This is a genomic window from Variovorax sp. V118 (assembly GCF_041154445.1).
Taxonomy (GTDB): Bacteria; Pseudomonadota; Gammaproteobacteria; order Burkholderiales; family Burkholderiaceae_C; genus Variovorax; species Variovorax boronicumulans.
This window is the reverse complement of the sequence record NZ_AP028663.1, coordinates 3,744,432-3,763,239: the sequence shown is the minus strand read 5'-3', so window position 1 is coordinate 3,763,239 and position 18,808 is coordinate 3,744,432. Positions and strand designations below refer to the sequence as shown.

Annotated in this window: 16 protein-coding genes; all 16 read left to right on the top strand. The window is 68.8% G+C overall.

Features of this window, described 5'->3' with window-relative positions:
- The first annotated feature begins 17 nt into the window (after positions 1-17).
- Positions 18-1,025, top strand: coding sequence for a hydroxyquinol 1,2-dioxygenase (locus tag ACAM52_RS17515; RefSeq protein ID WP_070059783.1), 1,008 nt, complete (start codon positions 18-20; stop codon positions 1,023-1,025).
- Between the two features lie 98 nt (positions 1,026-1,123).
- Complete coding sequence (locus ACAM52_RS17510) at positions 1,124-2,587, top strand: aldehyde dehydrogenase family protein (protein ID WP_062479615.1); 1,464 nt, start codon at positions 1,124-1,126, stop codon at positions 2,585-2,587.
- Between the two features lie 39 nt (positions 2,588-2,626).
- Complete coding sequence (locus ACAM52_RS17505; protein ID WP_369644126.1) at positions 2,627-3,601, top strand: tripartite tricarboxylate transporter substrate binding protein; 975 nt, start codon at positions 2,627-2,629, stop codon at positions 3,599-3,601.
- 22 nt (positions 3,602-3,623) lie between these two features.
- A complete protein-coding gene (locus tag ACAM52_RS17500; protein ID WP_369644125.1) occupies positions 3,624-4,691 on the top strand; it encodes a maleylacetate reductase in 1,068 nt (355 codons plus the stop codon).
- A gap of 49 nt (positions 4,692-4,740) precedes the next feature.
- Positions 4,741-5,994 carry an ABC transporter substrate-binding protein gene (locus tag ACAM52_RS17495; protein WP_369644124.1) on the top strand — a complete coding sequence of 418 codons (1,254 nt, stop codon included), beginning with the start codon at positions 4,741-4,743 and terminating at the stop codon, positions 5,992-5,994.
- Positions 5,995-6,006: 12 nt separating this feature from the next.
- Positions 6,007-6,726 carry an ABC transporter ATP-binding protein gene (locus ACAM52_RS17490; RefSeq protein WP_369644123.1) on the top strand — a complete coding sequence of 240 codons (720 nt, stop codon included), beginning with the start codon at positions 6,007-6,009 and terminating at the stop codon, positions 6,724-6,726.
- Positions 6,723-7,439 carry an ABC transporter ATP-binding protein gene (locus ACAM52_RS17485; RefSeq protein WP_369644122.1) on the top strand — a complete coding sequence of 239 codons (717 nt, stop codon included), beginning with the start codon at positions 6,723-6,725 and terminating at the stop codon, positions 7,437-7,439. The genes ACAM52_RS17490 and ACAM52_RS17485 overlap by 4 nt, the downstream gene beginning before the upstream one ends.
- On the top strand, positions 7,432-8,292 hold the full coding sequence (locus ACAM52_RS17480; RefSeq protein WP_095949975.1) for a branched-chain amino acid ABC transporter permease: 861 nt from the start codon (positions 7,432-7,434) through the stop codon (positions 8,290-8,292). Before ACAM52_RS17485 ends, ACAM52_RS17480 begins: the two co-directional genes overlap by 8 nt.
- Before the next feature lie 11 nt (positions 8,293-8,303).
- Complete coding sequence (locus ACAM52_RS17475; RefSeq protein WP_369644121.1) at positions 8,304-9,899, top strand: sulfatase-like hydrolase/transferase; 1,596 nt, start codon at positions 8,304-8,306, stop codon at positions 9,897-9,899.
- Positions 9,900-9,936: 37 nt separating this feature from the next.
- Positions 9,937-10,911, top strand: a complete 975-nt coding sequence (locus ACAM52_RS17470; RefSeq protein WP_369644120.1) for a Bug family tripartite tricarboxylate transporter substrate binding protein — start codon at positions 9,937-9,939, stop codon at positions 10,909-10,911.
- A gap of 5 nt (positions 10,912-10,916) precedes the next feature.
- A complete protein-coding gene (locus tag ACAM52_RS17465; RefSeq protein ID WP_369644119.1) occupies positions 10,917-11,954 on the top strand; it encodes a branched-chain amino acid ABC transporter permease in 1,038 nt (345 codons plus the stop codon).
- The gene (locus ACAM52_RS17460) at positions 11,938-12,801 is read left to right on the top strand and encodes an intradiol ring-cleavage dioxygenase (RefSeq protein ID WP_369644118.1); all 864 of its coding nucleotides are present in this window, start codon (positions 11,938-11,940) and stop codon (positions 12,799-12,801) included. Before ACAM52_RS17465 ends, ACAM52_RS17460 begins: the two co-directional genes overlap by 17 nt.
- Before the next feature lie 72 nt (positions 12,802-12,873).
- Entirely contained in the window at positions 12,874-13,107 is a 234-nt protein-coding gene (locus ACAM52_RS17455) for a hypothetical protein (protein WP_369644117.1), read from the top strand.
- A gap of 236 nt (positions 13,108-13,343) precedes the next feature.
- Positions 13,344-14,057, top strand: a complete 714-nt coding sequence (locus ACAM52_RS17450; RefSeq protein ID WP_157754996.1) for a response regulator transcription factor — start codon at positions 13,344-13,346, stop codon at positions 14,055-14,057.
- A gap of 908 nt (positions 14,058-14,965) precedes the next feature.
- Positions 14,966-15,556, top strand: a complete 591-nt coding sequence (locus ACAM52_RS17445) for a hypothetical protein (protein WP_369644116.1) — start codon at positions 14,966-14,968, stop codon at positions 15,554-15,556.
- A 181-nt stretch (positions 15,557-15,737) separates the two neighbouring features.
- The gene (locus ACAM52_RS17440) at positions 15,738-18,680 is read left to right on the top strand and encodes a hypothetical protein (protein WP_369644115.1); all 2,943 of its coding nucleotides are present in this window, start codon (positions 15,738-15,740) and stop codon (positions 18,678-18,680) included.
- Positions 18,681-18,808: the final 128 nt, after the last annotated feature.

Here is an 18,808-nt window from a genome sequence, read left to right as displayed (position 1 = left end):
CATCCAGGAGCCACACCATGAACGCACCCGCAGAACTCGCCAAGGTCATCGCATCGCAGCCCGATGCCACGCTCGGCTACAAGGATTTTTCGCTCGGCAGCTTCGGCTTCCGCCGGGACGAGTACTTTGCCCACATCACCTGGAAGACCCGTGACGGCCGGCCCATGAGCCACACCATGGACGCCGGCAACTACCTGCGTGCGCTGATGCGCGACGTGGCCTGGGGCTTCTTCTACGGCTGGGTCAACTTCGACAACGTGTTCGGCACCATCAACCACTACGACTCGGTCGACCTGTACGCCGGCAGCTTCAACGGCACCATGAAGGACGCGGGCATCGACCTGCTCGAGAACTTCCCCACGGCGCAGATCCGCGCCACCTTCGAGGCCATGCTCGACGACTGGACCAACGAGGCCTTCGACCCCTTCGCCGCGCCGCAGGAAACCGGCTCGCCCTACGGCCGCAAGAGTGGCAACAACACCGCCAAGATCACCCGGGCGCGCGAGCTGGCCAAGCGCTGCGTGGGCCTGAAGGGCGACCTCGACCTGCGCAGCGACGCACGCGGCGCGCCCGTCAACCGCGCCTTCGCCGACGTGCCGCAGGGCCAGCCCGAGCTGCACCCCGAGCCGGGCTTCGAGAACGAGGTGCACGCCTTCAACCTCTTCGGCTTTTTGAGCCGTTCGCAGGTCACGTGGAACCCGAGCTTCACCTCGGTGGTGAAGCACAGCTACATGTGCCCGACGACCGAGGAGCACATCCTGCCGATCATCCACGGCAACGACCGCGTCGAGTGGTTCTTCCAGATGACCGACGAGATCCACTGGGACTGCGGCGACAAGAACACCGGCAAGCCCATGGCCCGCGTGATCATGAAGGCCGGCGACATGGCCGCCATGCCCGCCTACTGCCGCCACCAGGGCTTCAGTCCCAAGCGTTCGATGCTGCTGGTGTGGGAGAACGGCTCGCCCAGCCTGGTCTACGAGATCCAGAAGGGCGAGTCGCCCGAGATTCCGGTCGAGTTCTGAGCGGCCGGCCCGCCGCCGCCTCTTCTTTCTTTCCGCCATTCATCCATCCAGCCCTCCCCGCGCGGGGAGGGCGAGGAGAACCCATGCCCGCTCTTTCCATCCGCCACCAGCTTTTCATCGACGGCCGTTTCGTCGACGCCGAATCCGGCGAGACGCTCGCCACGCTGAACCCGCACGACAACACGCCCATCGCCCAGGTCGCGCTGGCCGGCAAGGCCGACGTCGACAAGGCCGTGGCCGCCGCGAAGCGCGCGTTCCCCAAGTGGAGCCGCATGGCCGCCGCCGATCGCGGGCGCATCCTGCTGAAGCTGGCCGACCTCATCGAGGCCAACGGCGAAGAGCTCGCGCGGCTCGAATCGCTGGACACCGGCCACCCGATCCGCGACTCGCGCCGGCTCGACGTGCCGCGCACGGCCGCGTGCTTTCGCTACTTCGGCGGCATGGCCGACAAGTTCCAGGGCGAGACCATTCCGGTGGAAGAGGGCTTTCTCAACTACACGCTGCGCGAGCCGGTCGGCATCGTCGGCCAGGTGGTGCCGTGGAACTTCCCGCTGATGTTCACGAGCTGGAAGATGGCGCCCGCGCTCGCGGCCGGCAACTGCATCGTGATGAAGCCGGCCGAGATCACGCCGCTCACCTCGCTGCGCATCGCCGAACTCATGGCCGAGGCCGGCGTGCCGCCCGGCGTGGTCAACATGCTGCCCGGCCTGGGCAGCGTGGCGGGCCAGTACATCGCCGAGCATCCCGAGATCGCCAAGATCGCCTTCACCGGCAGCACCGCCACCGGCCGGCGCATCGTGCAGGCCAGCGCGGGCAACCTGAAGAAGGTGCAGCTCGAACTCGGCGGCAAGGGCCCCAACATCGTGTTCGAGGACGCCAACCTGCAGGCTGCCGTGAACGGCAGCGCCTGGGCCATCTTCCACAACCAGGGTCAGGCCTGCATCGCAGGCTCGCGGCTGATGCTGCACGAGAAGATCGCCGACGCCTTCCTCGAGCAGTTCATTCCGCTGGCCCAATCCATCCGCCTGGGCAACCCGCTCGACGAGGCCACCGAGATGGGCCCGCTCACCAGTGCCCAGCACCGCGACCGCGTGCTGAGCTATGTCGAGGTGGCGCAGGCGCAGGGCGGCGAAGTGCTGGCGGGCGGCGGCGCGCCCGGCGGCGACCTGGCGCAGGGCTGCTATGTGCAGCCGACCGTGGTGCGCGCCCGGTCGTACCAGGACCGCGTGGCGCAGGAAGAGGTGTTCGGCCCCTTCGTCACCGTGCTCACCTTCAAGAGCGACGAAGAGGCGATGCAGATCGCCAACGGCACCGACTACGGCCTGGGCAGCGGCCTGTGGACCCGCGACCTGCAGCGCGCCCACAAGGTGGCGCGCGACCTGCACGCCGGCATGGTCTGGATCAACAGCTACAAGCGCGTGAACCCCGGCTCGCCCTTCGGCGGCGTGGGCCAGAGCGGCTACGGCCGCGAGATGGGCTTCGACGCGATGCGCGAGTACACGCAGGTGAAAAGCGTGTGGGTCAACGTCGACGCGCAGATTCCGCCGCACTTCGTGCGCTGACGTTTTCCATTTTTCTTTCCAACCCGACGGGCGCACACGATGTCTTTCTCGATCCTTTCCCGGGCCCTGGTCGCCTGCACGCTGCTGTGGGGCATGGCCGCGCAGGCCCAGGCACCGGCCTGGCCGACCAAGCCGGTGCGGCTGGTCGTCGGCTTTCCGCCGGGCGGCATCGTCGACACCGTCGCGCGCCAGTTGCAGCCGCGCCTGCAGGCCGCGCTCGGCCAGACCGTGATCGTGGACAACCGCAGCGGCGCCGGCGGCACGCTGGCGGGCGCCGAGGTGGCTCGCGCGGCGCCCGACGGCCACACGCTGCTGATGGTGTTCGACAGCTACGCGACCTACCCGCTGGTCTATCCGAGGCTGAGCTTCGACATCGCCAAAGACCTGCAGCCCGTGACGCAGGTGGCGAGCAACCCGCTGGTGCTGGTGGTCAACCCAAAGGTCGAGGCGAAGGACTTCGTGCGCTTCGTCGGCCTGCTCAAGGCGCAGCCGGGGCGCCTGAACTACGCCAGCGTCGGGCCGGGCTCGAGCAACCACCTCACGGCCGAGTACTTCAAGGCCGTGAGCGGCACCTTCGTCACGCACATCCCTTATCGCGGTGGTGGTCCGGCCCAGCAGGACCTGCTGGGCGGGCAGGTCGAGATGATGTTCCTCTCGGCCGTGCTGGCCCAGCCGCATGTCAGCGCGGGCCGGCTGCGCGCCCTGGCCCAGACCGGCGCGCAGCGCGTGGCCGCCTATGCCGATGTGCCGACCGTGGCCGAGAGCGGCTATCCCGGCTTCGAGGTGAACTCCTGGGTCGGCCTGCTGGCCCCGGCCGGCACGCCGCGCGCCGTGGTCGACCGGCTGCAGGCCGAGGTGCGAAAGATCGTGACCGAGCCCGCGTTCCAGCAGCGGCTGCGCGAACAGGGCCTGACCGGCATCGCCAACACGCCCGAGCAGTTCGCCGCCGTGCTGCGCACCGAGCAGGACAAGTGGGCCCGGCTGGTGCGCGAGCGCCGCCTGAGCCTCGAATAGCCAGAAAGAAAAGGAGCGCGCCATGCACGACTTCATCCACACCACCCATCCGCAGCGCGTGGTGTTCGGCGCCGGTTCGCTGCGCCACCTGGCGCGCGAGATCGATGCGCTGGGCGCGAAGAAAGCGCTGGTGCTGTGCACGCCCGAGCAGCGCCCGCAGGCCGAGCGCGTGGCGGCCTCGCTCGGTGCGCAGGCGGCCGGCCTGTTCGACCGTGCCGTGATGCACGTGCCCGTGGAAACGGCGCGCGAGGCGCGCGACCTGGCGCGCCGGCTCGGCGCCGACTGCGCCGTGGCGCTGGGCGGCGGTTCCACCACGGGGCTGGGCAAGGCCATCGCGCTGGAATCCGGGTTGCCGATCGTCGCCATTCCCACCACCTACGCGGGCAGCGAGATGACGCCGATCTACGGCCTCACCGAGAACGGCCTGAAGAAGACCGGCAAGGACCCGCGCGTGCTGCCGCGCACCGTGATCTACGACCCCGAGCTGTCGCGCACGCTGCCCGTGGGCCTGAGCGTGACCAGCGGCATCAACGCCATCGCGCACGCGGCCGAAGGCCTGTACGCGCAGGACAGCAACCCGGTGATGGACCTGATGGCCGAGGAGGGCATCGCCGCTCTCGCCCGCGCGCTGCCCGCCATCCGCCTGCTGCCCGACGACCTGGCCGCCCGTTCCGACGCGCTGTACGGCGCCTGGCTGTGCGGCGGCGTGCTCGGCGCGGTGGGCATGGCCCTGCACCACAAGCTGTGCCACACGCTGGGCGGCAGCTTCAACCTGCCGCACGCCGAGGTGCACACGGTGGTGCTGCCGCATGCGCTCGCGTTCAACGCGCAGGCCGCGCCGCGTGCCATGGCGCGCATCGCGCGCGCGCTCGGCGGCGTGTCGGCGCCGGCGGCGGTCTTTGCGCTGGCGCGCGACAACGGCGCGCCGGTGGCGCTGAAGGACATCGGCATGCGCGCCGCCGACCTCGACCGCGCGGCCGACATCGCCGTTGCCAACCCGTACTGGAACCCGCGGCCCTTCGGCCCGGCCGAGCGCGACGCGATCCGCGCGCTGCTGCAACGCGCCTTCGACGGCGAGCCGCCGGGCTAGGCCACGGCGCGGGCATCGAAGACACACACGAACAACGAAGGAGACAGCCATGACATTCAACCGCAGACAGTTCACGCAGGCCGCCGCCGCGCTTGCCGCCACGGGCGCCGTGCCGCTGGTGTTCGCCGCCGACACGCTCAAGATCGGCTACGTGTCGCCGCAGACCGGGCCGCTCGCGCCCTTCGGCGAGGCCGACAAGTGGGTGATCGAGCAGATGAAGGCCGCTTTCAAGGACGGCATCAGCGTGGGCGGCAAGAAGTACGCCGTGCAGATCGTGCTCAAGGACAGCCAGTCGAACCCCAACCGCGCGGGCGAGGTGGCGAACGACCTGATCCTCAAGGACAAGGTCGCGCTGGTGCTCACGGCCGGCACGCCCGAGACCGCCAACCCGGTGAGCGACGCCTGCGAACTCAACGAGGTGCCCTGCATCTCCAGCGTGGTGCCGTGGCAGCCCTGGTTCTTCGGCCGCAAGGGCGATCCGGCCAAGGGCTTCAACTGGACCTACCACCTGTTCTGGGGCCTGGAAGATGTCATCGCCACCTTCACCAACGGCTGGAAGACCGTGGCCACCAACAAGAAGGTCGGCGGCCTGTTCCCCAACGATGGGGACGGCAACGCCTGGGGCGACAAGGAGCTGGGCTTTCCCAAGCCGCTCGCGCAGATGGGCTTCACGCTCACCGACCCCGGTCGCTTCCAGAACGGCACGCAGGATTTCAGCGCGCAGATCGCGGCCTTCAAGCGCGACAACGTCGAGATCGTCACCGGCGTGGTGATCCCGCCCGACGCCAAGACCTTCCTCACGCAGGCGCGCCAGCAGGGGTTCAGGCCCAAGGTGATCACGCTCGGCAAGGCGCTGCTGTTCCCGGGCGCCATCGAGGCGCTGGGCGACCTGGGCGAGGGCCTGTCGACCGAGGTGTGGTGGAGCCCGTCGCATCCCTTCAGCTCCAGCCTCACGCAGCAAAGCGCCAAGGCGCTGGCCGAGGCTTACGAGGCTGGCACCAAGAAGCAGTGGACGCAGCCCATCGGCTTCGCGCATGCGCTGTTCGAGGTGGCGGCGAACGCGCTGTCGCGATCGAAGTCGCTGAAGGCCGGCGACGTGCGCGACGCCGTGGCCGCGACCTCGATCAACTCCGTGGTCGGCCCCGTGAAGTGGGGCGGCCAAGGCCCGTTCAAGAACGTCAGCAAGACGCCGCTGGTGCTCGGCCAGTGGGGCAAGGGCAAGCAGCGCAAGGTGGAGTTGACGCTGGTGAACAACGAGGCCGCGAAGGCGATCCCCACCGGCGGCGCGCTGCGCCTGCTCTGAGTGACGGCTGCCATGACGCTGCTGGCCTTGCACGGCGTGAGCAAGTCCTACGGGGCGCTCAAGGTCACCGACGGCATCACGCTGGCGGTGGCCGAGGGCGAGACGCTGGGCATCCTCGGGCCCAACGGCGCGGGCAAGACCACGCTGTTCAACCTGATCTCGGGCGACGCGCGCGTCGACGCCGGCCGCGTGGAATACGCGGGCCGCGACGTGACGCGGCTGCGCCCGCACCAGCGCTGCCGCGCCGGCATCGGCCGCAGCTACCAGGTGCCGCAGCCCTTTGGCCACATGAGCGTGTTCGAGAACCTCGTCACTGCCGCCTGCTTCGGCGGCCAGCAGGCCGAGCGCGAGGCCTGGGAGACGGCGCACGAGGTGCTGGCCCAGACCGGGCTGGCGCCGCACGCGAACAAGCCGGCCGGCGGGCTCACGCTGCTCGACCGCAAGCGGCTGGAGCTGGCGCGCGCGCTCGCGACCAAGCCGCGCCTGCTGCTGCTCGACGAGATCGCGGGCGGGCTCACCGAGCCCGAGGCGGCGGTGCTGGTGACGGAGCTCAAGCGCATCAAGGCGCGCGGCGTGACCATGATCTGGATCGAGCACGTGGTGCATGCGCTGCTGTCGCTGGCCGACCGGCTGTTCGTCATCAACTTCGGGCAGCAACTCGCGGAAGGCGCGCCGCGCGCGGTGATGAACGACCCCGAGGTGCGGCGCGTGTACATGGGGATCGAGGCATGACCGCGCTGCTCGACACCCACGGCCTGCAGGCCTTCTACGGCGATGCGCAGGCGCTGTTCGGCATCGACTTCACGCTGTCGGCGGGCGAGCTGGTGGCGGTCATCGGCGCCAACGGCGCGGGCAAGTCGACCTTTCTGAAAAGCCTCACGGGGCTGCTGCGCGCGCCCTCCGACGCGATCCGCTTCAAGGGCGAACCCATCGGCGGCCTGCCGCCCGGCGAGATCGTGCGGCGCGGCCTGGCGATGGTGCCCGAAGGCCGGCGCCTGTTCCCGAGCCTGAGCGTGGAAGAGAACCTGCTGATGGGCGCCACGCCGCGCCGCGCGGGGCCGTGGAACCTGCAGCGCCTGTACGGCCTGTTCCCGATCCTGGCCGAGAAGCGGCGCCAGCCCGCCACCTCGCTGTCGGGCGGGCAGCAGCAGATGGTGGCGCTGGGCCGCGCGCTCATGAGCAACCCCGAGCTGCTGCTGTGCGACGAGCTCTCGCTCGGCCTGGCGCCGGTCGTCATCCGCGAGATCTACGCGGCCATGCCGGCCATCACGGGGGAGGGCATGACGGTTGTGATCGTGGAGCAGGACGTGCGCATGGCGCGGCAGGTGTCGCAGCGCGTGTACTGCTTCCAGGACGGGCGCGTGTCGCTCACGGGGCGCTCGGACGAACTCACGCCCGAGCAGATCTCGCAAGCCTATTTCGGCATCGAGGAGCACCATGCTTGAAACCCTGCTCCAGGGCGTGCTGCTCGGCGGCCTCTACACGCTGTTCGCGCTCGGCCAGTCGCTGATGTTCGGCGTCATGCGGCTGACCAACACGGCGCAGGGCGACTTCATCATCCTGGGCGCCTTCGCGGTGATCGCGGGTGTCTCGATGACCGGCGCATCTGTGCCATGGGGGGTGGTGCTCGCGGTGTTGCCGCTGGCCTTCGGCTTTGGCTACCTGCTGCAGCGCCACGTGCTCAACGGCACGCTGGGCAAGGACCCGTTGCCCTCGCTGGTCGTGACCTTCGGCCTGTCGATCGTGATCCAGAACCTGCTGCTGGAGCTGTTCTCGGCCGATCCGCGCGCCATCGAGGTCGGTGCGCTCGCCACCGCCTCGGTGCCACTGGGCGACACGCTGGCGCTGGGGGCGCTGCCGCTGGTGATCCTGGCGGTCGCGGTGGCGGCCACGGGCGCGATGCAGTGGATGTTCACGCGCACGCCGCTGGGCCGCACCTTCCGCGCGGTGTCCGACGACCGCGAGATCGCCGAGCTGATGGGGCTCAAGGCCAAGCAGGTGTATGCGTTGGCCACGGGCATCGCCTTCGTGCTGATCGCCATCGCCGGCGCGCTGCAGGGCATGCGCACCACGGTGTCGCCGTCGGACGGTCCGCTGCTGCTGCTGTTTGCCTTCGAGGCCGTGATCATCGGCGGCATGGGCTCGTTCTGGGGCACGCTGGCCGGCGCCATGATCCTGGGCATCGCGCAGCAGATCGGTTTTCGCATCGATCCGGGCTGGGGCATCTGGTTCGGCCATCTCGTGTTCCTCGCGGTGCTGGTGCTGCGGCCGCAGGGACTGTTCCCCAAGACACGCTGACGCCTTCCGACATGACCGACAAGACTTCCCCCGCGCCGCTCAGGCACGTGCTGTTCATCATGTGCGACCAGCTGCGCGCCGACCACCTCTCGTGCTACGGCCACCCGCGCCTGCAGACCCCGCACATCGATGCGCTGGCCGCGCGCGGCGTGCGCTTCAGCCATGCCTATGCGCAGGGCGCGGTCTGCGGCGCCTCGCGCATGTCGACCTACACCGGGCGCTATGTCAGCAGCCACGGGACGATGTGGAACTTCGTGCCGCTGTCGGTGGGGCAGAAGACGCTGGGCGACCACCTGCGCCCGCACGGCGTGCGCTGCGCGCTGGTCGGCAAGACGCACGTCGAGGCCGACACCGAGGGCGCCCACCGCCTGGGCATCGACCCGACGCAGGGCGCGGGCCGGCTCGCGATGGAAGGCGGCTTCGAGCCCTATGCGCGCGACGACGGCATCTGGCCGCCGGGCTTCAAGGTCACGGGCAATGCCTACTGCGACTGGCTGCGCGCGCAGGGCTACGACTCCGACAACCCCTGGCACGACTTCGCCAATTCGGGGCGCGGCCCCGACGGCGAGATCCTGAGCGGCTGGCAGATGCGCTGGGCCGACCGGCCCGCGCACATCGCCGGCGCGCACAGCGAGACGCCCTACACGACCGACCGCGCCATCGACTTCATGCGCGAGGCCGGCGACGCGCCCTGGGTGCTGCACCTGTCGTACATCAAGCCGCACTGGCCCTACGTGGCGCCCGCGCCGTACCACGCGATGTACGGGCCCGACGACATGCGGCCGGTGGTGCGCAGCGAGGCCGAGCGCGTCGACGCCCACCCGGTGGTCGAGGGCTTCCGGCGCGAGACCGTGAGCCGCAACTTCAGCCGCGACGAGGTGCGCAATACCGTGGTGCCGACCTACATGGGGCTCGTGAAGCAGGTCGACGACCAGCTCGGCCGGCTCTTCGCCTTCATGGCCGAACAGGGGCTGGACCGCGACACGCTGGTGGTCTTCACCAGCGACCACGGCGACTACCTGGGCGACCACTGGCTGGGCGAGAAGGAGCTGTTCCACGACCCGATCGTGAAGGTGCCGCTGATCGTGGTCGACCCGCGCGCCGAGGCCGACGCGCGCCGCGGCACCGTGAGCGACGCGCTGGTCGAGTGCATCGACCTCGTGCCGACGATGCTCGACGCGCTGGGCCTGCCGCAGCCGGCCGAATGGCTCGAAGGACAGTCGCTGCGCCCGCTGCTGCACGGCCACGCCGGCGCGGCCGGCAAGGACCTGGTGGTGTGCGAGAACAGCTTCGCCTTCCGCGACGAGGTGCGCCTGCCGCTGGCCCAGCCCGTCGAGCGCTGCCACATGACGATGCTGCGCACGCGCCGCTGGAAGTTCGTGCACTTCGAAGACCTGCCGCCGCAGCTGTTCGACATGCAGGCCGACCCCGACGAGCTGGCCGACCTGGGCCGCGACCCGGCCCTGGCCGCGGTGCGCGAGCAGATGCTGGGCCTGCTGTTCGACTGGCTGCGCCAGCGGCGGCGCTTTCCCACGGTGGCGCCCGAGGACATCGCGCGCTGGAACGAGCGCGAGCTGGCGGCCGGCATCCTCATCGGCGCCTGGTAGGCGAGCGCGCACCCATTTCAAAAAAAGGAGACATCCCATGAACGCTTTTCGCCGACCCCTCGCGGCCTGCATTGCGGCAGCCGCCGTGCTCGCCACCCTCGCGCCCGGCCACGCCGCCGAGGCCTGGCCCAGCAAGCCCGTGCGGCTGGTGGTGGCCTTCCCGGCCGGTGCGCCCGGCGACATCGTCTCGCGGCTGATGCAGCCGGCCCTGCAGAAGGCGCTGGGCCAGCCCGTGGTGGTCGACAACAAGCCGGGCGCGGGCGGCAACATCGGCATGCAGGAGGTGGCGCGCGCCACCGACGGCCACACGGTGCTGGTCGGCCCCGACACCATGCTGACCATCAACCCGCACCTGTACCGCAAGCTCGCCATCCGCCCGATGGAAGACCTGGTGCCCGTGACCCAGCTCGCGGCGTTCAGCCAGGAGCTGGTGTGCTTTCCCGGCGCCGGCATCAAGACCCTGCCCGAGCTGCTGGCCGCGGCCAGGGCCAAGCCCATGAGCTATGCCTCGGGCGGCCCCGGCGTGCCCGGCCACATGGCCATGGAAATGCTGCTGGCCGACGCCGGCGTGCAGATGCAGCACGTGCCCTACCGCGGCCCGAGCCCGGCCATGCAGGACGTGATGGGCGGCATGGTGCCCTGCGGCTTCCTGGCCTCGCCGACGGTCGGCCCGATCATCCGCGACGGCAAGCTGGTGGCCATCGCCGTGTCCGGCAGCAAGCGCCTGGGCAGCCAGCCCACGGTGCCGACCGTGGCGCAGGCGGGCATCCAGGGCTACGACGCCAGCTTCGCCGAGATGATGGCCATGCCGCGCGCCACGCCGCCGGCCGTGGTGGCGCGCCTGCAGGCCGAGGTGGCGAAGGCGCTGGCCGCGCCCGAGCTGCGCGAGCGCCTGGCCACCATGGACCTCGAGGTGGTGGCCAACACGCCCGAAGAAGCGGCGCGCCGCCTGCGCGCCGAACACCAGCGCTGGGGCCAGGTGGCCGCGCGCGTGCAGCTGCAGCTGGACTGAACGCCATGGCCTCCGTCGTCGTCACCATCGACACCGGCAGCAGCCGCCGCGCGGGCTGGACCGCCGCCGCGCTGGTGGCGGTGGCCGCCACGTTGCCTTTCTGGGGCGAGCCCAGCTGGATGCGCGAGTTCGTCGAGATCGCCTGCTACTTCATCTTCGCGATGATGTGGAACCTGCTGGCCGGCTACGGCGGCATGGTCAGCATCGGGCAGCAGGCCTTCTTCGGCTTCGGCGGCTACGTGATGCTGATGCTGGGCAACTTCGCGGGCGTGAATCCGTTCGTGGCGATTCCGCTGGGGGCGCTGGCCGCCGCGCTGATCGCGGTGCCGGTGTCCTTCGTGGCGTTCCGGCTGTCGGGCGGCTACTTCGCCATCGGCACCTGGGTGATCGCCGAGGTGTTCCGGCTCAGCTTCGCCAACGTGTCGGCGGTGGGCGGCGGCTCGGGCACCACGCTCACGGCGCTGCGCGGCATCGAGCGCGCCACGCGCGAGAGCGTCACCTACTGGATGGCGCTGGGCTGCGTGGTGGCGGCGGTGTCGCTGGTCTACCTGTTCTTGCGCAGCCGCTTCGGGCTGGCGCTGCTGGCGATCCGCGACAACGAGATGGCCGCCGAATCGCAGGGCATCCCGGTGGCGCGCATGAAGCTCGCGGTGTACGTGGTGGCGGCCTTCGGCGCCGGGCTGGCGGGCGCGTTGTACTTCGTGGGCAACCTGCGCATCAGCCCCGACGCGGCCTTCGCGCCGAACTGGACCGCCTTCGCGATCTTCATGGTCGTGATCGGCGGCATCGGCCGCATCGAAGGGCCGCTGGTGGGCGCGCTGGTGTTCTGGGCGCTGAACAAGTTCCTGAGCGACTACGGCACCTGGTACCTGCTCGGCCTCGGGCTGCTGGCCATCGTGGCCACGATCTTCTTCAAGCAGGGGCTGTGGGGCTGGGCGCAGCAGCGCTGGACCTGGTCCCTGTTCCCGACGCAGCGGCGCCTGGCGACGCCGCACGCGCCTTCTTCCCACCCGGAGCCCGACGCCCATGCGCAACATCGATGAACACACCATCACCGCCGCCGTGCTCGAGCGCATGGCTGGCTGCGAAGACGCGCGCCTGAAGGAAGTGCTGTCGGCGCTGGTGCGCCACCTGCACGACTTCGCGCGCGAGGTGCGGCTCACCGAGGCCGAGTGGGCCGCGGGCATCGACTTCCTCACCGCCACGGGCCAGAAGTGCGACGCGCAGCGCCAGGAGTTCATCCTGCTGTCGGACACCCTGGGCCTGTCGATGCTCACCGTGGCGATGAACCATGCCAAGAGCCCGCAGGCGACCGAGGCCACCGTGTTCGGCCCCTTCCACGTGGCCGGCGCGCCGCAGCTGCCGCTGGGCAGCGACATCGCGGCCGGCGCGGTGGGCGAGCCGCTGTTCGTGCAGGCCATCGTGCGCGGTCGCGACGGCGAGCCGGTGGCCGGTGCGGTGGTCGATGTGTGGGAGGCCGACGCCGAAGGCTTCTACGACGTGCAGCGGCCCGGCGGCCCCATGCAGGGGCGGGCGGTGCTGCGCACGGACGAGCAAGGCCGGCTGTGGTTTCGCGGCGTGGCGCCGGTGGCCTATCCGATTCCCACCGACGGGCCCGTGGGCGCCATGCTGCGCGCCACCCGCCGCCATCCGTGGCGGCCCGCGCATGTGCACTTCATGGTGCAGGCGCCGGGCTACGAGACGCTGATCACGCACGTCTTCCGCGAGGGCGATCCGTACCTCGACAGCGACGCGGTGTTCGGCGTGCGCAGCTCGCTCATCGGCGACTTCGCCGCGCATGCCCCGGGCCGCGCGCCCGACGGCAGCGTGCAGGACGGGCCGTTCCACACGCTGGACTTCGCGTTCGTGCTCGAGCCGGTCGGGGGGTGAGGAGGGGGCCGCGAACCGTTTCGGCGTTTCGCCGCCTCTCTTGCAGGTGTCCCTCTTCAAGGAGCCCTGCATATGTGTCCCGTTTCCATCACCTGGCATCTGCTTCGCGGCGCGGGAGCGCTCGTGCTCATCGCGCTGGCGGCGCTGCAGTCGTCCGCCCATCCCTGGATCGCGCCGCCCGCCCTCGTCGGCGCCTTGCTGCTGCTGCGCGGCTGCCCGATGTGCTGGCTCGTCGGGCTGCTCGAAAGGCTGTCCGCGCGCAAGGCGGCAAAGCCTTCCGAGGCCACTTCCCAGAGGGCTTTCTGAGCGTCAGGTCCTCTTGAAATGGAAGGCTGATCCGGGATTCCATCCGCCCGTGTCGAGGGGGTGACGCCCCATTAGTGTGAGTTTGTTTGCACACGATGACAAAAGAACAGGGCTACCTGTTTCCGTTGGTCAATATCGGCACTTTTCCCTATCGACTGTACATAAACGTTAATACATTCCACTCCATTGTGAGAGGCATGCGGGGAGCGATGAAAAGGGAAGCGATGGTGGACAGGGTGGAACAGAAAAACGGTCGTGTGGTGGTGCTGACGGACTCCGGCGAAGAGATCGACTGGCTGCGAGGCCGGTTGAAGGACGCCGGCTTCAGCCCCTTGTGCGTGGTCAACGAGGAAGACCTGCTGGAGGCCGCCTCGATGCCCGGCGTCGGGCTCTTCCTGCTGATGGGCGAGGCGATGGAGGGCGCGCTGCCGGAAATCCTGTTCGGCATCGGCGCCAGCCGTGCGGCCACCGCGCCGGTGGTCGTGCTGACCCGGTCGCGCGGCGTGCTTGAAACGCCCCGCGTGTCGGTGTTCGACGTCGACGATTTCCTGGTGAGCCCCTGGAACGCGGAAGAGGTCGTGGCGCGCGTGTCGACGCTGTGCGGCAGGAAATCGCTGCGCCGGAACGCGAAGCCGCACGGCCTCTACGGTTTCCAGCTCGTGCGCAGCCGCCTCGCGGTCGAGTACGCGAGCCGCGAAGCCATCATGACGCCGAGCGAATTCGAGATCGCCCGGGTGCTGGTGCGCCACCTCGACACGCCCGTGTCGCGGCAGCAACTGCCCCAGGGCCCCCGATGCAACGGGGAGCTGGGCGCCAGTCGGTCGCTCGACGCGCTGGTGTCGCGCGTGCGCAAGAAGCTGGCATCGATCGTGGCGGGCGAATTCCGCGTGCGCTCGCTCTACGGCGTGGGCTACACGCTGGAGCGCGCACACAACCGGCACGGCAAGTGAGTTTTCGCGGGCAGCGCCCGCGGCATCCGAAGGGGTGACGCAAGGTCACCTTGAAAAAAGACGCTCGCCCATTCGCCTCCGAATTGAGGCCGGGCGTCGGCAGACCAACGAATGAATTTCGGCGAAGTGAGCCGGCTGGGATTGGCTTGAATTGAATTCAGGTCAATGGCGCAGCCGTGCCTGTTTGAATGGAATTGGATTTTGAAAAATCCATCAAGCCGTATTTCACGCTGCCCGTGATTGAAACCATTGGGGGACAGGGTGCGCATGCAGTCGCTGAAATTCATGGCGCCTGATTACACAGTCTGTGAATTTGTAAATTCAGTTTCGAAGTGGCCCCGGGGGGCCAGTCCGAAGCCGCTCGAAGTGCCTCGTTTCTCCCTTGAAACACTGGGTGATCGTGAGGCGGCGGGTTGATGTGGAAGTGAAATTATTCAAACGCATCAACAACTTGGAGGCAATCTGCTTGTGAAATTGATCACACTCCAATTGCAGGTTTATTCACAATCTGAGCAGACGTCCAGATTACATCTGTATTCACAGTTGTTAACTTTGGAGGGCCTCTCGTGACATTTTCACGGAACCCTCGGCCATTGCAAGTGGCGGATCGCGGACGTTCGATTGTTTTTGTAAACATTCAGAAAATAATATGAACGTGGTAAATGGCTCATGGAAGTGGCTCGAAAAGGGCGTGCTTGCGTGAGGCCGAGAGTGGGCATCGGAGGCGGTCGTCGCCGATGCCGGTGTGTCAGTGGTGTGCTGCAAGTGGCTGGGAAATGGCTTCGACGCCAATTCGCGAGGCCACAGGTCAAGTCGATTTGATCTTCGTGTTGCCTCGGTCTGGCTTTGAAGTTGTTTTTTAGGAGTTGTCTATGTCTATCGGAAGTTCGTCTCAATTGAATTCATTCATGTCGCCGGTGGTCCGGCTGACCGTTCGCCTCGGCCTGGGGCTCGGCGTGGCCATGACCCTGGGGCTGGGCGGCCTGGCCGCCGCGCAGGGCACGAAGGCCGCGCCCGCGCCCACCGAGGCCGCGCAGAAGAAGACCGTCGCGGTCGTGCTGACGCAGGCCAAGGTGGTCAAGGACGCGCAGGGCAAGGAGCAGCTGGTGGCGGCCGATTCGGTCAAGCCGGGCGACGTGCTCGAGTACACGGCCACCTACACCAACCACACGGGCAAGGCCGTCACCGGCCTGGTGGCCAACCTGCCGATCCCCGAAGGCCTGGAATACCTGCCCAAGACCGCCAAGCCCGGCGCGACGCTGGTCAAGGCCGCGACCAAGGACGGCGCCTTTGCCGCCGAGCCGCTGGCGCGCGTCGTCAACGGCAAGTCGGAGCCGGTTCCGTACAACGAGTACCGCTCGCTGCGCTGGACGCTGGGCCAGCTGCCCGCCAACGGCTCGGCCGCGGTGACCGCGCGCGCCAAGGTCGAAGTGGTGGTGCCGCCCGCGCCGGTGGCCGCTGGTGCCGATGCGCAGAAGGTTGCGCGCAGCACGCCCTGAGCTTCCCGCGCTGACGACGACCGTCGGCGGCACTGAGCCGCGCTGACGGCCGGTTCTCTCTTTTCTTCAAAACCCCGCTGGTTTTTCCATTGCCGGTTTCCGTTCGCGGAAATCCCCGGCTGGGGTGAGTTCGTCCTTTTTTTTGACCTTTTTTGACCCCAACCCCCGAGGAGAAACCCAAGTGATCCCTACCTTGTCTGCCCGTCGCACCGGCCCCGCGCCGCGCGCGCTCTGGGCGGGCGCAGCAGCCCTGACGCTGAGCTTCCTTTTTGGAAGTTCCGGCGCACTCGCTGCGGCTCCACCCGCCAACACCATCATCGGTAACCAGGCTTCGGCCACCTACCTGGACCCGAACGGCGCCAGCCAACTGGCCACCTCCAACCTCGTGCAGACGACGGTGCAGCAGGTCGGCTCGTTCAACCTGGACACCTACACCACCGTGACGACCAACGTGGTCAACACGAAGACCGGCGCCGCAGGCACGACCGTGTATGCACCGCACGTGCTGACCAACACCGGCAACGGCACCGACACGTTCACGCTGAGCGTGGCCGCACCGGCCAGCCCGAACGGCTTCACCAAGGTCGAAGTGTTCGCCGACGCGAACGCCGACGGCGTGCCCGACAGCACGACCGCGCTGTGCTCGGTGGTTCCAGGCGCTGTCTGTAATGTTCCGGCCCAGACCGTGGCAGGCAACAACGGCACCTTCCCGTTCGTCGTCGCGTACTCGATCCCGAGCACGGCATCGTCGGGTACGTTCACCTCGCCGGTGGCTGCGACCATCACGGCCACCGCAGGCACGCCGGCGCTGTACGCGCCTGCCAACCTGACGGCAGCCGACGTCGACAACGTGAACCTCACGGACAAGGCGGCCTTCAATGCCACCAAGAGCCTGAGCGTTCCGTCGGTCGCCTGGTCCGCCAACGGTGGCACCTGGCCCGCGGCTTCGACGAGCGGTCCGCGCTCGGTCGCCGGTTGCGCTGCCACCGTGGCAGGCGCGACCACGCCGGCCACAGGCTGCGTCTACACCACCTACACGTTGAAGTTCAACAACACGGGTGGTGCGGCTGGCCGGTTCGCCTTGACGGACACGCTGCCCGCCGGCTTCACGTACGTCCCCGGTTCCGCGGTCTGGAGCAACGCCCCTGGCGTCGCGCTCACGGATGCGGCAGCGGGCGACGCGGCCGGGATCGATTTCAGCGCCGCTGGAAACGACCTGACCGTCGTCGTGAACACGCTGCAGCCGAACGTCACGCAGACGGTGAGCTTCGTGGTGATGGTCAACGACACGGCGGCCATCGGCACGTCGACCACGACCAACACGGCCAAGTACAACCCTGTCGACGCACCGGGTGCGACCTCCACGACCCCTGGCACGACGGGTTCGTCGACCAACCCGGCGAGCTACAACGTCATCGGCACCTTCAGCATCATCCTGGGTTCGGCTGACGCCACCGCCAGCCCGACGGCCTCGAAGGACACCGGTGCGGGCAACCCCAACACGAGCGTGGCCGACACCACGACCGTCGCCAGTGCAGGGGCCGGCACCACGGTGAAGTTCAAGCAGACCGCGTTCAACACCGGCAATGCCACGGACGTCGTGAACCTCACGGTGGCTGCGGGCAGCACGTTCCCGGCCGGCACGACCTTCAAGTTCTTCGCCGCCGACGGCGTCACGCCGTTGATCGACAACAACAGCGACGGCGTGCCCGACACCGGTCCGATCGCGGCCAATGGCAGCGTTCAGTTCGTGCTCGCGGCCACGCTGCCGGCCTCGGCAGCGCCGGGCACGGGCGGCACGGCGATCGTCACCGGTACCTCGACGGGCGATGCCACGAAGGTGGAATCGACGCGCGACACGCTGACGAACGTGACGGGCGTGCTGGTCGACCTGACCAACACCACCGGCGGTAGCAACGACGCGCTCAAGGGTGACCTGGGCACCGGTCCGAGCGCACAGCCGACGACCGTGAACTCGACGCCTGCGGGCACGGGCACGATCTTCACGCTGTTCGTGAAGAACAACGACTCGACGGCCAACACCTACAGCCTGGCGGCCAGCCAGAGCAACAGCTTCCCGGGCAGCCTGCCTGCGGGCTGGACCGTCAAGTTCGTGGCGGCAGGTACGACCTGCACGGGCGCAGCGGTCACCACCTTGGCTGTCGCCGGCAACGCGCAAGCGCCGGTCGATGCCTGCGTGACGCCGCCTGCCTCGCAGACGCCGGTCACCGGGCAGGCGATCTACTTCCAGGTGCGTTCCACCATCGCGACCTCCACGGGCGTGGTGGCGATCGACACCAAGATGGACGCAGTGACCGTGACCACGGCCAACACCTTCGGCGCGACCCTCACGCCGAACAACAACGGCCAGGTCGCTCCCGGCGGCTCGGTGGTGTACGCCCACACGGTGACCATCACCGGCGCGCAAAGCTGCGGCACCAAGTACAACGTCACGGCCACGCTGCCCGCGGCCGACGTGACGGCGGGCTGGACCACGGCGCTGTACGTCGACGTGAACGGCGACGGCCAGATCGACGGCGGTGACACGCTGGTGACGAACGGCACGGTCACGCCGACCGCACCGGCCACCGGCACCGCGCTGGACAGCGGCAAGACCCAGAAGCTGCTCGTCAAGGTGTTCGCACCGGGCGGCGCCACGGCAGGCACCACCGACACCGCCACGGTGACGGTGACCTTCCCTGACGTCGCAGCCTGCGGCTCGCCGACGGCCACCGACATCACCACGGTCATCACGGGCCAGATGCGCCTGGTGAAGACGCAGGCGCTGGACGTGAACTGCGATGGCACCGAGGTCCCGTCCTCGTCGGCCCCGCTGGTCGCCAAGCCGGGTGAGTGCCTCGTGTACCGCGTCGTCGCGACCAATGAAGGCTCCGCTCCGGTGACCAACATGTCGATCAACGACGCCGTGCCGGCCTACACCACCTTCACGGGTGCGACGCAGCCGCCGGTGCTCACGCGGTGCACGTCGACCGGTGTGACGCCCGCCTTCGTGGCAGCGAACTACACCTCGACCGCGACGACGGTGGCTTGCGGCAGCGCAGCCAACACCGTGGCACCTGGCGGCACCGCCACGCTGCTGTTCTCCGTGAAGGTCAACAACTGAGCTTCACCTGAGTGAAGCGGAGCCGACGAGCGCAAGCCCGTCGGCTCCCTCGCACAGGGCATGCGAAAGCCTGTGCGTTTTTCCTTTGCGCCTTCCCTCTCTTCCTCTGTCGAGGCGAGGGCGCAAAC

Excerpts from the sequence above, each read along its gene's own strand:
- ACAM52_RS17505 (WP_369644126.1), top strand. The coding sequence starts at position 2,627 with ATGTCTTTCTCGATCCTTTCCCGGGCCCTGGTCGCCTGCACGCTGCTG.
- ACAM52_RS17495 (WP_369644124.1), top strand. The coding sequence starts at position 4,741 with ATGACATTCAACCGCAGACAGTTCACGCAGGCCGCCGCCGCGCTTGCC.
- ACAM52_RS17455 (WP_369644117.1), top strand. The coding sequence starts at position 12,874 with ATGTGTCCCGTTTCCATCACCTGGCATCTGCTTCGCGGCGCGGGAGCG.
- ACAM52_RS17515 (WP_070059783.1), top strand. The coding sequence starts at position 18 with ATGAACGCACCCGCAGAACTCGCCAAGGTCATCGCATCGCAGCCCGAT.
- ACAM52_RS17460 (WP_369644118.1), top strand. The coding sequence starts at position 11,938 with ATGCGCAACATCGATGAACACACCATCACCGCCGCCGTGCTCGAGCGC.
- ACAM52_RS17485 (WP_369644122.1), top strand. The coding sequence starts at position 6,723 with ATGACCGCGCTGCTCGACACCCACGGCCTGCAGGCCTTCTACGGCGAT.
- ACAM52_RS17465 (WP_369644119.1), top strand. The coding sequence starts at position 10,917 with ATGGCCTCCGTCGTCGTCACCATCGACACCGGCAGCAGCCGCCGCGCG.
- ACAM52_RS17470 (WP_369644120.1), top strand. The coding sequence starts at position 9,937 with ATGAACGCTTTTCGCCGACCCCTCGCGGCCTGCATTGCGGCAGCCGCC.
- ACAM52_RS17475 (WP_369644121.1), top strand. The coding sequence starts at position 8,304 with ATGACCGACAAGACTTCCCCCGCGCCGCTCAGGCACGTGCTGTTCATC.
- ACAM52_RS17480 (WP_095949975.1), top strand. The coding sequence starts at position 7,432 with ATGCTTGAAACCCTGCTCCAGGGCGTGCTGCTCGGCGGCCTCTACACG.
- ACAM52_RS17490 (WP_369644123.1), top strand. The coding sequence starts at position 6,007 with ATGACGCTGCTGGCCTTGCACGGCGTGAGCAAGTCCTACGGGGCGCTC.
- ACAM52_RS17500 (WP_369644125.1), top strand. The coding sequence starts at position 3,624 with ATGCACGACTTCATCCACACCACCCATCCGCAGCGCGTGGTGTTCGGC.
- ACAM52_RS17445 (WP_369644116.1), top strand. The coding sequence starts at position 14,966 with ATGTCGCCGGTGGTCCGGCTGACCGTTCGCCTCGGCCTGGGGCTCGGC.